Source organism: Calothrix sp. CBUCES-K 9914 (assembly GCF_059640475.1).
The window spans coordinates 1-13,416 of the sequence record NZ_JBXXZH010000099.1 but is presented as its reverse complement, the minus strand read 5'-3'; the positions used below and the strand labels follow the sequence as shown (position 1 = coordinate 13,416).

At 39.5% G+C, this 13,416-nt stretch carries 13 protein-coding genes, 2 tRNA genes and 1 pseudogene; 12 read left to right on the top strand and 4 right to left on the bottom strand.

All coding sequences use genetic code 11. The features are described 5' to 3' along the window. Positions 1 to 3: 3 nt before the first annotated feature. Positions 4 to 1,041: an agmatinase family protein gene (locus AC2JBO_RS21655; RefSeq protein ID WP_496955719.1), complete on the bottom strand. Its 1,038-nt coding sequence runs from the start codon at positions 1,039 to 1,041 to the stop codon at positions 4 to 6. A gap of 32 nt (positions 1,042 to 1,073) precedes the next feature. Between AC2JBO_RS21655 and AC2JBO_RS21650 the strand changes: the two genes are divergently transcribed. From AC2JBO_RS21650 to AC2JBO_RS21640, 3 genes are all read left to right on the top strand, one after another. Continuing rightward, positions 1,074 to 2,087, top strand: a complete 1,014-nt coding sequence (locus tag AC2JBO_RS21650; protein WP_496955718.1) for a polysaccharide deacetylase family protein — start codon at positions 1,074 to 1,076, stop codon at positions 2,085 to 2,087. Between the two features lie 94 nt (positions 2,088 to 2,181). Next, positions 2,182 to 2,397: a hypothetical protein gene (locus AC2JBO_RS21645; RefSeq protein ID WP_496955717.1), complete on the top strand. Its 216-nt coding sequence runs from the start codon at positions 2,182 to 2,184 to the stop codon at positions 2,395 to 2,397. 307 nt (positions 2,398 to 2,704) lie between these two features. Continuing rightward, a complete protein-coding gene (locus tag AC2JBO_RS21640; RefSeq protein ID WP_496955716.1) occupies positions 2,705 to 3,472 on the top strand; it encodes a Uma2 family endonuclease in 768 nt (255 codons plus the stop codon). A 23-nt stretch (positions 3,473 to 3,495) separates the two neighbouring features. Here AC2JBO_RS21640 and AC2JBO_RS21635 read toward each other — a convergent pair whose 3' ends face one another. Further along, on the bottom strand, positions 3,496 to 3,681 hold the full coding sequence (locus AC2JBO_RS21635; RefSeq protein WP_496955715.1) for a hypothetical protein: 186 nt from the start codon (positions 3,679 to 3,681) through the stop codon (positions 3,496 to 3,498). A gap of 227 nt (positions 3,682 to 3,908) precedes the next feature. On the opposite strand from AC2JBO_RS21635, the gene AC2JBO_RS21630 reads away from it, so the two are divergent. The 3 genes from AC2JBO_RS21630 (at position 3,909) to AC2JBO_RS21620 (ending at position 6,116) form a co-directional block, all read left to right on the top strand. Continuing rightward, positions 3,909 to 3,981 (top strand) — tRNA-OTHER (locus AC2JBO_RS21630). Continuing rightward, positions 3,982 to 4,054: transfer RNA gene (locus AC2JBO_RS21625), tRNA-Lys, on the top strand. Between the two features lie 535 nt (positions 4,055 to 4,589). Beyond that, positions 4,590 to 6,116 (top strand): slipin family protein, encoded by a 1,527-nt coding sequence (locus AC2JBO_RS21620; RefSeq protein ID WP_496955736.1) that lies wholly within the window; start codon positions 4,590 to 4,592, stop codon positions 6,114 to 6,116. A 78-nt stretch (positions 6,117 to 6,194) separates the two neighbouring features. On the opposite strand, the gene AC2JBO_RS21615 is transcribed toward AC2JBO_RS21620, so the two are convergent. Then, positions 6,195 to 8,261: a cation:proton antiporter domain-containing protein gene (locus tag AC2JBO_RS21615; protein WP_496955714.1), complete on the bottom strand. Its 2,067-nt coding sequence runs from the start codon at positions 8,259 to 8,261 to the stop codon at positions 6,195 to 6,197. 435 nt (positions 8,262 to 8,696) lie between these two features. Between AC2JBO_RS21615 and AC2JBO_RS21610 the strand changes: the two genes are divergently transcribed. Beyond that, a complete protein-coding gene (locus tag AC2JBO_RS21610) occupies positions 8,697 to 9,170 on the top strand; it encodes a hypothetical protein (RefSeq protein ID WP_496955713.1) in 474 nt (157 codons plus the stop codon). 58 nt (positions 9,171 to 9,228) lie between these two features. On the opposite strand, the gene speE is transcribed toward AC2JBO_RS21610, so the two are convergent. After that, a complete protein-coding gene (gene speE / locus AC2JBO_RS21605) occupies positions 9,229 to 10,125 on the bottom strand; it encodes a polyamine aminopropyltransferase (RefSeq protein WP_496955712.1) in 897 nt (298 codons plus the stop codon). Between the two features lie 176 nt (positions 10,126 to 10,301). Here speE and leuC point away from each other — a divergent pair, with 176 nt between their 5' ends. The 5 genes and pseudogenes from leuC to AC2JBO_RS21580 all read left to right on the top strand — a co-directional run. Next, complete coding sequence (gene leuC, locus AC2JBO_RS21600) at positions 10,302 to 11,705, top strand: 3-isopropylmalate dehydratase large subunit (protein WP_496955711.1); 1,404 nt, start codon at positions 10,302 to 10,304, stop codon at positions 11,703 to 11,705. Positions 11,706 to 11,817: 112 nt separating this feature from the next. Next, positions 11,818 to 12,411, top strand: a complete 594-nt coding sequence (leuD, locus tag AC2JBO_RS21595; protein ID WP_496955710.1) for a 3-isopropylmalate dehydratase small subunit — start codon at positions 11,818 to 11,820, stop codon at positions 12,409 to 12,411. A gap of 101 nt (positions 12,412 to 12,512) precedes the next feature. Further along, complete coding sequence (locus AC2JBO_RS21590) at positions 12,513 to 12,842, top strand: type II toxin-antitoxin system RelE/ParE family toxin (protein ID WP_496955709.1); 330 nt, start codon at positions 12,513 to 12,515, stop codon at positions 12,840 to 12,842. Then, positions 12,835 to 13,131: a HigA family addiction module antitoxin gene (locus tag AC2JBO_RS21585; protein WP_496955708.1), complete on the top strand. Its 297-nt coding sequence runs from the start codon at positions 12,835 to 12,837 to the stop codon at positions 13,129 to 13,131. Before AC2JBO_RS21590 ends, AC2JBO_RS21585 begins: the two co-directional genes overlap by 8 nt. Before the next feature lie 20 nt (positions 13,132 to 13,151). After that, positions 13,152 to 13,337 (top strand): annotated as a pseudogene (locus tag AC2JBO_RS21580) (3-isopropylmalate dehydratase small subunit); the annotation flags it as partial. Between the last annotated feature and the right edge of the window lie 79 nt (positions 13,338 to 13,416).

The window sequence follows — 13,416 nt, the reverse complement described above, 5'->3', positions numbered from 1 at the left end:
TTGCTATTTTTGCCAGGATAAATCTAGAAAATTTGCTAGCTTTAGAACAATTCTGGCGCCGACGTTACCATCCCACTCAGCGTCACCGACTTCGCATAAGTCAAAGCCAATAATTTTTCTACCACTGTTTACTAGTTCTCTAAATAAACAAAAAGCTTGTTCTAGCTCTAAACCTCCTGGTACTGGAGTACCTGTTTTTGAGCAAAGTTTTGGGTCTAAACCGTCAACGTCAAAGCTAATATGAACGTATTCGGGTAGATTATTAACGATTTCTCGACATAAGTCTATCCAAGTGGCGCCGGAATATTGTTTTTGCTTGATTAATGAGTCGTAGTAAGCAATTATTCGATTATTTGAGTTATTAATGAAATCGACTTCTTCGTGACAAATATCGCGTAAAGCGACTTGAACTAATTTGGAAATTTGCGGCATTTTCATGGCGTTAAACATGATTGATGCATGGGAATATTCAAATCCTTCATATGCGTTACGTAAGTCGGCATGTGCATCAACATGTAAAATTCCAAAATCAGGATATTTTGCGGCTAGCGCTTGGAAATAACCTAACGGTACACTATGGTCGCCACCTATAACACCAACTCGCTTACCTTTATTGAATGCTTCTTGACAGTTTTGAAATAACCATTGATTGACATTGGCGCCTGCTTGGTTTATTTCTGTAATTACAGGTGTTAAGTCTGGTGTTTCTGTGAGTGATTTACCTTGCTCTAGTCTTTCAATAATCGCTGCAGCGCGCGTGCGGTAGTATTGGTTTTTTTCTAAAATATCCTGGGGAATTTCTTGCATAAAAATTCCTTGCTTCCACCCATCAGGGTTGTCAAAGTCAAACAAATCTAATTGTGGTGATGCTTCTAATACTCTTTGTGGCCCCGACGCTGTGCCGGCGCCGTAAGATACAGTAACTTCCCACGGTACGCCAAAAACAATCAAGTTCGCTGACTCATAATCAAACGGCAAACCAAAAAGATTCCCATTCGCTTGACCTACTCCACTAGGGTTGTAGTCTTGGAGATTACCCATAACACGCAACATATAATAACTAAACCATTACTATGTTAAAGCTAAACTACCAAATCAAAAACTTTACCAAAGGCGCCAGCAAATACTTGTCCCAGCATAAATGGCTTTATATATGCCTAATTGCTGCATGTACTATCAGTTTGATTTTTACAGCACCGCAACTCGTTGCACAAACACCAAAAAGATTTGTTGCTGTGACTTTTGATGATTTACCCGTTATTACAGACCGTGACGGTGATGATATTATGCTTGATACTACAAATAAACTACTTGCTAGCATCACTAAAAATAAAATTCCTGCAATAGGTTTTGTGAATGAATACCAGCTTTTTGATGACGATACAGGCAAACGCGACGACTCGGAAGTTAACCTTTTACGCGCGTGGTTAAAAAAAGGTTTAGAACTTGGTAATCATACTTATTCGCACATTGACCTTAATAAATTAGGTTTAAAAGCTTACGAAGCAGATGTAATTAAAGGGGAAATGATTACAAAACGCCTTTTAAAGAATTATGGTAAAAAGATGCGTTATTTTCGTCATCCATATTTACATACAGGGCGCGACCAGAAAACAAAGCAAGGTTTAGAGAATTTTTTAGCAGCGCACGGGTATATAGTGGCGCCTGTAACGATATTTTTAGAAGACTGGACATTTAGCCATGCTTACGATAAAACATTTTTACATGGGAATAAAGCGATGATGCAAAAAGTTGGTCAAGCTTACTTGCCTTATGTTGAAAAAGGATTAGATTATTGGGAAAGACAGTCTGCAAAACTGTTTAAACGTGAAATAAAACAAGTATTACTTTTCCATGCCAATACAATCAACGCTAAATACTTTGGTGCCATTGCCGAAATGCTCAAAAAACGCGGTTACAAATTTATAACTTTAGATGAAGTATTACGCGACGAAGCATATAAATCAAAAGATAATTATGTAGGTGATGGAATTTCATGGCTTCATCGTTGGGCACTTACAAAAGGTAAAGAATTTGTTTTAGAAGGTAAGCCACAAGTTCCGGAGTTTGTTAGTAAAGCCGCGTAATATCGCAATTTGCTCTTTCCTATTAAAAATTTACCAGCTATACTAAACTATATAATAACTGAAATTTTCATTTCAAATGGTAATCAGGGGGTCAATGATGCAAATTCAGAATGACAATCAAATGGGTAAATTTTTAACAAACCTGACTGTAATAAATCGCGCAGACCAAATTCTTACTGAAGCTGGATATATACCTGAAGACCAAGTGCGTTCCGTTATGCTAGAGGATGTGTTAGTAGATACTGGCACCACTACTTTATATTTACCTGCGGATGTTATAACGAAATTAGGTTTAAAAATCTTGAAATAAGTTGATGTTGCAACTGCAACTGGTATTGGAACAGCAAGGATTTTTCAGGACGCAAAAATATCTCTTTGTGGTAGAGAAGGAACTTTTGAATGCTTAGAACTACCAGGAGGTAAAGACGCGCTTTTAGGTGTTATCCCACTTGAATCGTTAGGGTTAGAATTAGACCTTAAGAATCAAAAATTGAAAGTTTTACCAATAAGTCCAACTGAAACTTATCTAACGATTTTGTAAAAATTTATATTGTAGAGACGCAACTAATCGCGTCTCTACGGCTATCATATAGAGTGTGTGTACCAGCGTGTAACTTATGGTTCTACAAGCTCCTCCCCAGATAAAACAGCCAACCATCACTTGGGAAGCACTTCCTGATGACTTTGCTCTACCAGATGACCCTGTGGAAAATATACAACAACCCCCTCTTGCTGCTGGACTTACTGATGCGTTAGGTGCAGCGGGTCGTATTCAACCCCAGATGCTAATAGGTTCTAATTTTGGACTTGTTGCAAATCTTAATAAAAAAACAGTCGTTAAAGCACCAGATTGGTTTTATGTACCTAGTGTAAAACCTGTGGTGCCAGATGTAATTCGGCGTAGCTATACTCAGAATTTAGAAGGTGATCCGGTTGCAGTTGTAATGGAGTTTCTCTCGAATGAGGATAACGGAGAACTTTCTGTACGCACGACTCCACCATATGGAAAACTCTACTTTTACGAGCGCGTTCTCGCTGTTCCTACATATGTAACTTATGACCCCTACGAGGCAATTTTGGAAATACGGCGCCTGCAAAACAAACAATACGTATTACAGGAACCATCCGAACAGGGGCGCCATTGGATTCCCGAATTAGAGTTATTTTTAGGAATTTGGCGAGGTGAGCGATTGTGCCAAACGATGAACTGGCTAAGATGGTGGGATGCAGATGGTAATATGTTGCTATGGAGTAGCGAGCAAGCTGACCAAGAACGTCAACGTGCAGAGCAAGAACGTCAACGTGCAGAGCAAGAACGTCAACGTGCAGACAAGCTAGCCGAAAAACTACGTGAATTCGGGATAAACCCTGATGAATTAGCTTAAAAATTGTGGCGCTTATCCCATTATTAGGAGGCGCCTTCCGCATCTGACACTTGGGTATTTTCCTCTACTGCTTCCCAAAACTGATCAGAAGAAAGACCTTTTCCTTGCTTGATGCTATTACGTGATTGATTAAGAATTGCTTGCAAACGAGGTGAGCGCGATAGCAATAAATTCTCCAAATCATCATCATCATTTGGAGCAATAAGCACAGCAACCGCTTTACCAAGTCATAATTAGGCTCTGATTATAGCTGGGTTGGCAATAAAACAAAGAGTACACCCTCAAAAATAAAGTTGGCGCCTCATATATTATTATGCTACAGTATGTAGTAAGACAGTAATACAAAGCGATGCTATGGTTTGGGTTCTGTATGCCCAACTGGTGCGCTCTTAAGATTCAATTGTGCGTATGCCGCGTCAGCAGTAACTGTCCGATAGTGTGATTAGCTCAGTTGGCAGAGCATCCGAAGAATCGGCTGGACGAAGGTTCGAGTCCTTCATCATACACCACAAAAGTTAGCTCATTAGGAAGAGCGGTCGGCGTTTAACCGATTGGTAGTAGGTTCGAGTCCTATACTTTTACCAACCTTGTCCGGGTCAAAAGACACTACTTTGAGGAAGTAGCTCCAACAAAAATGGAAAAAGGGAGAAATCCCAAAACGGTTCGATTCCGTTATTTGACAAACTCTGTGGTGCAGGTGCGCGTTGAAAGCTCGTCTTCGTGATGAGCGTTAATGCAACGGTGAAGGCGCCTGTGCGTTTACATTTTCTCTGACTTGAGTATGTCCTTCGTTTGTAACATCCAATTTCTTTATAAAATTTGGAATTAGCAAACTGAACGATATATGTGAGTGTTGTTTGCTGAACTACCGAAAGGTACTTGAGTGATAACAATCTTAATCCAGTAGAAAAATATGTATCTGCCCGCATCTAAACTGTAGACACTTGCACTTGCAGAGTTTATAATATTTCTATATACTACAAATACTACAAAAAGTCTGCTTCAGTGGACTAAAACTATTAGCTTGCGGGTTTTCAATTCCAAGCGGAGGTTATACAAAATGGCTTTATTTAATCTTGAATGGATAAAAATACCTAAACTATCTATCAATATTACTATGTGGAAAACCTTTTATATCAAACCTAACGAACTGGGAGTTTTGTATCACCGCAGCGATTTTAAGAAAATATTGCAGCCTGGTACTTATACTTATTTTGGTAGCCACTGGCAAGTTAAAGCATATGACCTCAACGTGCCAGAAGCCAAAATTGATAACTTAGAATTGTTGCTGCGAAACCACGGTTCGGAGTTAGAGGATTACTTATTAATAGTCAGAACTGCTTTTAACCAAGCAGCTTTGGTACGCTTTGGTCAAAACTGGTTGAGTGTTGCACCAAATCAACTGCGCGCGTTTTGGCGTGGTTTTATTGAAGTGGAAACACATATCTTTAATTTGGAGGAAAGCTTAGAGTTACCGTCTGAGTTTGTTCAACAAACGCGCGCTCTTGCTATGAATGGAATCAAAAAGTTCCAAATTTCCGAGTCTGAGATTGGCTTACTTTATGTGCAAAATAACTTTGTTCGACCTTTAGAACCAGGTGAGTATGCATTTTGGACTTTTGATAGAGATGTAGCTGTTCGTACTCTCAGTCGAATTATCCCAAATCCTGATTTTCCACCCGAAGATGTTTTGATTCAAAGACATCCTGATTTTGTTGCTGCTTATTGTGAAGTGGCGCAATTACTGAGTACTCAAGTAGCTATTGTTAGATATCAAGGTAAAGCTATTTCTATACTGGCGCCATCTAGTCGCAAGCTGTTTTGGCAAGGTGTAGAAGTTGAAGTTATTGATATCAGCACAGATGCTAAGTTACCACCTCGCTTGGTAGCTGAATTAAACTCTGGTTTACCTGAAGTAACTTATCTTGCTTGCAAGAGTTTACATTTATGCGAAGTTAAGGCACAGCACGTCGGTTTACTATATATTAACCAAGAGTACAAGAGTGAGCTTCAGCCTGGAGTTCATGCATGGTGGATATTTGGACGGTCTTTCCAAACTGAAGTTTTTGACTTGCGTCAACAATCAATGGAAGTATCAGGTCAAGACATTCTTTCTAAAGATAAAGTGCCTTTGCGGTTAAACCTGACAGCTGGTTATCGTATTGTAGAACCATTACGAGCAAAAAATGCTTTGTCAGATATTAGTAATTTCTTGTACAAAGAATTACAGTTTGCTTTGCGTGGAGCTGTTGGTGAAAAGACGCTGGATGCTTTGCTGGAAGATAAAGGCGCCGTTGATACGAGTATTTCTGAGTATATCCGATCGAAAACAGTTGACTATGGAATTGAAGTAGCTTCTGTAGGGGTTAAGGATATTATTCTACCTGGTGAGATTAAGACTATTTTGAGTAAAGTAGTCGAAGCCGAAAAAGCTGCTCAAGCTAACGTGGTTAGGCGCCGTGAAGAAACTGCTGCAACTCGCAGTATGCTAAATACCGCTAAAGTTATGGAAGATAACCCCGTTGCTTTGCGGTTGAAGGAACTCGAAGTGCTAGAACGAATTGCCGAGAAAATTGAGAAAATTCAAGTCAATGGTAGTTTGGATAGCATTTTGACTGAGTTAATTAGCATTAATAGACAATAAAGTTTTGGATAATTGTATGGTGGGCAATGCCCACCATACTGCACAGTTCGTATGCCTGTGCTACGAGTAACGTGGGTACTAGTTTATTTCTCCAAGTAAGATGAATGAAGTTTTTAGTTGTGTAATTACTTGCGTTGTAACTTCACTGACTGCTAATCCTCCAGCTGTACGGTAGCGCACTGAACGCAAAATTACTATATCCGCGTTTAACGCTTCTTGAGTAATTATTCTGGCTATATCATTACCTTTTACTGTTTTAATAGTTGTGTTTATTTTTGATTGGTTATTCGAGGCTATATCTAAAATTTTTGATTCAAATACTTCTACTTGAATTTGTGTGGTTTTTAGGTTACGAATGTGTAATAAAATTATTTCTGCTTGATTTCCTTCAGCCAGTATTTGAGCAAACCTAATGGCACCTGTTGTTTGAGATGTTAAATCTCCGACGGGTACGAGGATTTTTTTAAACTCTGTTGGACTTTTTAAAAGACGAGTTACGGCAACTGGACAGTGAGACGACCAAAAGATACTATCAATTATATTACCAAATAATTTTGCCTTTAAACCGATATTTTGCGACCAACCTAATATTAACAAGTTTGCGTCTTGCTCTCGACTAGCACGACTAATACCTAAAGCTATGTCATCATCTATCCGAATAGCAGGTGCCACCTCAATATTAAATTCTTTACTAATCTCTGTTGCTGAGTCTAATCTTTGCCTTGCTTGTATAAGCGCCGTTTTCAATTGAGGATTATCCATTTGGATATGTCCTTTTGTTATTGCTAATGGCACCAGTCGTCCCGATTCGTGACGAGCCAAAAGTGCCGCTATTTCCAATAAATAACGTTGAGTTTGCGGGTTATAAATTGGAACTACTACAGTAAATGCTTGGTTAATTTTGTCTGACACATCATCACGGTAATTACTCCACCAGGTTGAGAGGGGTTCCGAAGCGACATCTGTCTGAGAGACAATGAGAGAACTGGCAAATCTAGCTGTTATTACTGGACCAAGAATAGCGGTAACTAGCATTAGGACTATAACACTATTTAAGACAGCACTATTAATTAGTCTTTCATTGCTTGCGTTTATAGTTTCATAAGCAACTAATGTAGCGGCGAGTGTGGCAGCTACTTGTGGCAAAGATAATGACCACATTGTTAACAGTTCTGCATTGTTATAACGGTAGAAAAGTTTAGCTAGATATGCGGCGATAAATTTACTACCAATCAAACCAATGACTATTGCCGCTGTTAAACCTATAGAACTTAACGTTTTGATAAATGCTGGAATATCAATTAGCAATCCCATGTCTATGAAAAAACAGGGGATAAATAAAGCGCTGCCAATAAACTCTATTTTTTCTTTGACTGGACTACGACCTAAAACGTCGTTTACTGCTAATCCCGCTAGAAAGGCGCCAACTATTTTTTCTACACCAATAATTTGGGCGCCTACCGATGCTAAAAACAATGCTAGTAAAATAAATAAAAATTGGTTACTTTGCTCATCACCAGTACGTTTAAAAAATTCTTTCCCTACCCAATCAAAACCAAATAAAACAATTACTGAATAAATAACTAATCCACCTAATAAAATAATTAAACTCAAAGGTGTAAATTCTCCACCATGAATTCCTACACATACTGCTAGTACTAATAAAGCACCTGTATCTGTGAAAATGGTGGCGCCGATAGTAACTGTTACGGCCTCATTTGCTACTACTCCTAAACGACTGACGATTGGATACGCTAAAAGTGTATGCGAAGCAAGTAAAGAACCAATCAAAACAGAACTATTCCAACCAAAATTAAATATTCTTCCAATTGTAATACCCGCAATCATTGGAACTATGAATGTTAAAAATCCAAATCCTATTGAACGATTTTTTGTTTTCCGAAATTGTTCTAAGTCAATTTCTAACCCTGCCACAAACATTAGATATATTTTACCAATTTCAGATAACAGTTTAACGGTTTCTGACTCAGGATTGAGAAATTTTAATCCGCTATCACCCAAAATTACACCTGCTACTAGCAAACCTACTAGTCCAGGTAATTTTAGCCGCTCGAAAAGTGGCGGGATTGTAAATATTACTATTAATAGAATGGTAAATGCAATTATAGGACTATTTATAAGCACTTTTAGTATCCTTTTTATTACTTTTAGGCGAGTGAGAACAAACGAATTGCTTGTAGGATAATGCCTCTCTTCTTTTTACAGTTCTACCTTTAGACGGGGTTTTTATGCAATGTTAATAAATCACTTATATAAATTGGCTATACTGATGTCACAATATACGCTGTTAATAACCCCAGTAATTCCCTAGTCGCAGGTACTGCTCGTTATCCTTTACCCGAAGCCGTGATGATTTCGCTAATGTTAGCGTTAGGTATCTATCTTGGATATCTGTGAATTTCTCCATGCTTTCGGTTGAATATGCAAGACTGGCAACGGATATAACGGATGTAACGGATAAGTGATTGGTAACAACTGCAACAAAAATTGTAAATCAACGTCTAGGTCTCTAGAAAGCCGATTTGTTTACGTTATGAGATGCACGAGAATTATTTAATTATGTTGAAGTTATCAAGCAATAATAAAGACTTTAGATATTGGTTAGTAAAATCAAAATTAGTAGGAGTCAGCTTTTTTGTATCTATTTTTTTAGGTGTAATTTTATCGCAACCTGCTAGCGCTTGTAAGCCTGCACCCGGAAGTACACCTGCTACTTTAGCGACAAGAGTAGATAATACTCCTTATGTTTTTGATGGTACTGTGATTCGAGTGAATGAAGATAAAGTCACTATTCGAGTCAAGCGCTATTTTAAAGGTAAAGGTTCAAGAGTTGTTACTTTAACAGGGTTTAATCGCACTTCCTGTGATAACTTTATCACTACTACTGGCACCCGCTATTTGTTTTTTGCCAAACCTGGAGAAAAAAAGATTTGGAATGCGGTTTATGATGGCGCCTTTGGTTCGGTACGTGAGTGGTCTAATGATACTGAAAGTGAGTTGAGGCAGTTGGGTTTACTAGGTAGAAGGAAATAAATTTTACCTATAGATTCCCGACTTCTTTAAGAAGTCGGAAATCTAACTAACTATCTAACTAATTTTGAATCTTACTTTGAATATAACCGGGAAGTGCAAACGCTGCTTGATGAATATCTGGGTTGTAGTAGCGCAGGTTATGCAATGCCGTAAATTGCGCTGAAGAGTCACGGTCAAAGTTAGTTACTGGGTGTTGTCCTTGTTTTGAACAATATGTCAAACTCCACATTCCTGTGGGATACATGGGTATAAATACTAAGTATGGATGTACAAAGTCGGCGCCGAATACTTCCTTAAGACATTGATTTAAATCTACAAATGCATCAGGATGAAATAGGGGTGACTCGCTCTGTATTGTTACTACTCCACCTGGACGTAAGCAACGATACACATCTTCATAAAATGATTTGCTGAAAAGTCCTTCTGATGGGCCAACAGGGTCGGAAGAGTCTATAATTACTAAATCATAAGATGCATTGGCAGCATCTTTGACGAATTTAATACCGTCATCAATGAGTAAATTTAGCTTTGGATGTTCTAAGGCTGATGATATTGTGGGTAAAAACTGCTTGCTAGCGCGCACTACAACTTCGTCAATTTCGACCATTGTCACTTGTTCTATTCCAGGGTGACGCATCAGTTCCCGAATTGTACCACCATCTCCGGCGCCTATCACTAACACATCTTTGATACCTGGATTAGCAAACATTGGTACATGAACAATCATCTCATGATAGTTAGCCTCATCCGATTCGGTACACATAACCATTCGGTCAATGGTCAGCATTTTCCCTCGGTCATATGTATCAAATACTTCTACTACTTGAAATGGCGATTGTTCTCTAAAAAGAGATTCTCCTTTAATACGAATCGAAAGCGCGCTTTTGCTGTTGTGGTCTATTACCCATTCATCTGGGTTGAATTGAGATGATGATGATGTATCGAGTGTAGTCATTTAAAGCGCGCTCCCTATCAAACATGTCAAATGCCAGTGGTATAGTATACATGACTTTGGTATCTAGAAACCCGACTTCTTGAAGAAGTCGGGTTTCTAAATTTAGTTTGTAAATTTAGAGACCTATTTTTTGTTACCATTTAAAATTCGAGAGAATAAGAACACGGATTTTATATATGAGCAAGGGCACGCTGTTTGATAAAGTTTGGGAATTACATACTGTTGGTACGTTGCCATCTGGGCAAACGCAGCTATTTATAGGACTTCACCTGATACACGAAGTTACTAGTCCCCAAGCTTTTGCGATGCTACGCGAACGGGGGTTGAAAGTATTATTTCCAGAACGTACTGTGGCAACGGTTGACCATATTGTTCCTACTGATAACCAAGCGCGTCCATTTGTTGATACTCTTGCCGAAGAGATGATGCAGGCGTTGGAGCGTAACGCCAAAGATAATAATATTACTTTTTATAATATTGGTTCGGGCAGTCAGGGAATTGTTCACGTTATTGCACCTGAACAAGGTTTGACTCAACCAGGTATGACTATTGCTTGTGGTGATAGTCATACTTCCACACATGGCGCCTTTGGTGCTATTGCTTTTGGTATTGGTACAAGCCAAGTTCGTGACGTTCTCGCTTCGCAAACGTTGGCTTTGGCAAAGCTAAAAGTTCGTAAAATTGAAGTTAACGGCGCCTTAAAACCAGGTGTATACGCCAAAGATATTATTTTGCACGTTATTCGTACCCTTGGTGTTAAAGGTGGGGTTGGGTATGCATACGAATTTGCTGGAACTACCTTTGAAGCGATGAACATGGAAGAACGAATGACCGTTTGTAACATGGCTATTGAAGGTGGCGCCCGTTGTGGTTATGTTAATCCTGATAAAATAACTTACGATTATCTTAAAGGACGCGACTTTGCTCCCAAAAGTGAAGACTGGGATAAAGCTGTTGCATGGTGGGACTCGATAAAAAGTGATGATAACGCTGAATATGATGATGTAGTTGTTTTTAAAGCCGAAGATATTCCTCCAACTGTCACTTGGGGAATTACACCAGGTCAAGGTATTGGAGTTGACCAACAAGTACCAACTCCCGAACAGTTGAGCGAAGATGACCGCGTAATAGCCCAAGAAGCATACAAATATATGGATTTGGCGCCAGGTCAAGCTATTGAAGGTACTAAAATAGATGTATGCTTCATTGGTAGTTGTACGAACGGACGTATAAGTGACTTACGCGAAGCTGCAAAAATTGCTAAAGGGCGCCAAGTTGCTTCTGGTATAAAAGCCTTTGTTGTTCCAGGTTCAGAACGAGTTAAAAAACAAGCAGAAGAAGAAGGACTCGATAGAATTTTTGTGGAAGCTGGTTTTGAATGGCGCGAAGCTGGATGTTCAATGTGTCTAGCAATGAACCCCGATAAATTAGAAGGACGACAAATTAGTGCTTCTTCTTCTAACCGTAACTTTAAAGGGCGCCAGGGTTCTGCAAGCGGTCGTACTTTATTAATGAGTCCCGCAATGGTTGCTGCTGCTGCTGTTAAAGGTCAAGTCTTTGATGTACGCGAGTTAGTGTAGGTTGGGTGGAGGCTAAAGGAACCCAACATTATCTATGTAAGAGGGACGGGGCTTGCGATGCCCATCCCACAAGATTTCAACAAGATTTTCAGTTAAAATTTCTAACATTTATATGCCAAGCGAAGTAAAATCAGTATCTGGTCGCGCTATTCCTTTAGTAGGTAATGACATTGACACCGACCGTATTATTCCCGCGCGCTTTCTACGTTGTGTTACCTTTGACGGGTTAGGTGCCCATGCTTTTGAAGATGACCGTATTGCCCTCAAAGGTCAACATCCTTTTGACCAACCGCAATATCAAGGCGCCAATATCTTGGTAGTCAACCGTAACTTTGGCTGTGGTTCATCGCGCGAACACGCACCGCAAGCTTTATCAAAATGGGGTATTACAGCGGTAGTTGGTGAAAGCTTTGCTGAAATATTCTTCGGTAATTGCGTAGCAATGGGAGTACCTTGTTTAACAGCCGATAGCGAAACAATCAAACAACTCCAAGACCTAATTACCGCAAACCCAGAAGTATTAGTAACAGTAAACCTAGAAACAATGCAAGTCCAATCTAACGACTTTACAGGCGCCGTCTCAATAAGTGAAGGAGCAAGAAACATGTTCGTTTCAGGTTCCTGGGACGCATGTGGACAACTAGTAGCGCAAGCAGAACAAGTCAAAGCTACAGCCGCAAAATTACCATATATAGCTTGGAAGTAAAGTAGGGTGCGTGATGCCTACAACTTTTCATCAACAAACATTACAATCAAATGGCATCAAGCACCATATGTTTGGTCATACTTGTATCAATTGATTAAAATATGGAGATAAGCTTCGGCGACAGTAAACTGCAAAAACTATGTGAGCAACAAGACCTAGCACAAAGAAAATTGGGTGCTAACTGTGCTAAAAAACTTAAAAATCGCTTGGCTGACCTTGCTGCTGTTAATTCAGTTATGGAATTAGTTTCGGGTCGTCCCCATCCTTTAAAAGGAGACCGTGCTGGCGAATTTACTGTAGACCTAGATGGTGGTAAACGTCTCGTATTTAAACCAGCAAATGACCCTATTCCTTTGAGGGAGGATGAAAGTGTTGATTGGTTAAGAGTTACTGCTATTTGTATTATTTTCATAGGAGATTACCATGATTGAAGCAAACCGTCCTTTTACTCCAGACTGGGTATCTGCCCCTGGTGATACCATTGCTGACTTATTAGAAGAACGTAATTGGACACAAGTACAGTTAGCAGAACAATTGGGCTACACAACAGAACATATCAGCCTACTTATTAATGGTAAAGTATCTATAAACGAAGAAACAGCTTTAAAACTTGAGCGAGTACTGGGGAGTACAGCAGCATTTTGGCTAAATCGTGAAGCCCAGTACCGCGACAACCTTGCTCGAATAGAAAAAAGCCGCTTGCAGGAGAAAACCGCCTAGTTTTCAAGTCCCTAGAAGCATCAGTAACAGAAAACCTAGAAACAATGCAAGTCCAATGTAACGACTTTACAGGCGCCGTCTCAATAAGTGAAGGAGCAAGAAACATGTTTGTGTCAGGTTCCTGGGACGCATGTGGACAACTAGTAGCGCAAGCAGAACAAGTCAAAGCGACAGGAGCAAAATTACCCTACACAACCTGGAAATAAACGTAGGGTGGAATGACACTATTTCACGCATTTTGAGGCGCCAATAAATTGGAGTAGGGTGCGTGAAAGCTATTACTAT

What these genes read in the sequence shown, in the direction of transcription:
- AC2JBO_RS21655 (WP_496955719.1), bottom strand. Translation starts at nt 1,041, where the DNA reads ATGGGTAATCTCCAAGACTACAACCCTAGTGGAGTAGGTCAAGCGAAT.
- AC2JBO_RS21650 (WP_496955718.1), top strand. Translation starts at nt 1,074, where the DNA reads ATGTTAAAGCTAAACTACCAAATCAAAAACTTTACCAAAGGCGCCAGC.
- AC2JBO_RS21645 (WP_496955717.1), top strand. Translation starts at nt 2,182, where the DNA reads ATGATGCAAATTCAGAATGACAATCAAATGGGTAAATTTTTAACAAAC.
- AC2JBO_RS21640 (WP_496955716.1), top strand. Translation starts at nt 2,705, where the DNA reads ATGGTTCTACAAGCTCCTCCCCAGATAAAACAGCCAACCATCACTTGG.
- AC2JBO_RS21620 (WP_496955736.1), top strand. Translation starts at nt 4,590, where the DNA reads ATGTGGAAAACCTTTTATATCAAACCTAACGAACTGGGAGTTTTGTAT.
- AC2JBO_RS21610 (WP_496955713.1), top strand. Translation starts at nt 8,697, where the DNA reads ATGTTGAAGTTATCAAGCAATAATAAAGACTTTAGATATTGGTTAGTA.
- speE (WP_496955712.1), bottom strand. Translation starts at nt 10,125, where the DNA reads ATGACTACACTCGATACATCATCATCATCTCAATTCAACCCAGATGAA.
- leuC (WP_496955711.1), top strand. Translation starts at nt 10,302, where the DNA reads ATGAGCAAGGGCACGCTGTTTGATAAAGTTTGGGAATTACATACTGTT.
- leuD (WP_496955710.1), top strand. Translation starts at nt 11,818, where the DNA reads ATGCCAAGCGAAGTAAAATCAGTATCTGGTCGCGCTATTCCTTTAGTA.
- AC2JBO_RS21590 (WP_496955709.1), top strand. Translation starts at nt 12,513, where the DNA reads ATGGAGATAAGCTTCGGCGACAGTAAACTGCAAAAACTATGTGAGCAA.
- AC2JBO_RS21585 (WP_496955708.1), top strand. Translation starts at nt 12,835, where the DNA reads ATGATTGAAGCAAACCGTCCTTTTACTCCAGACTGGGTATCTGCCCCT.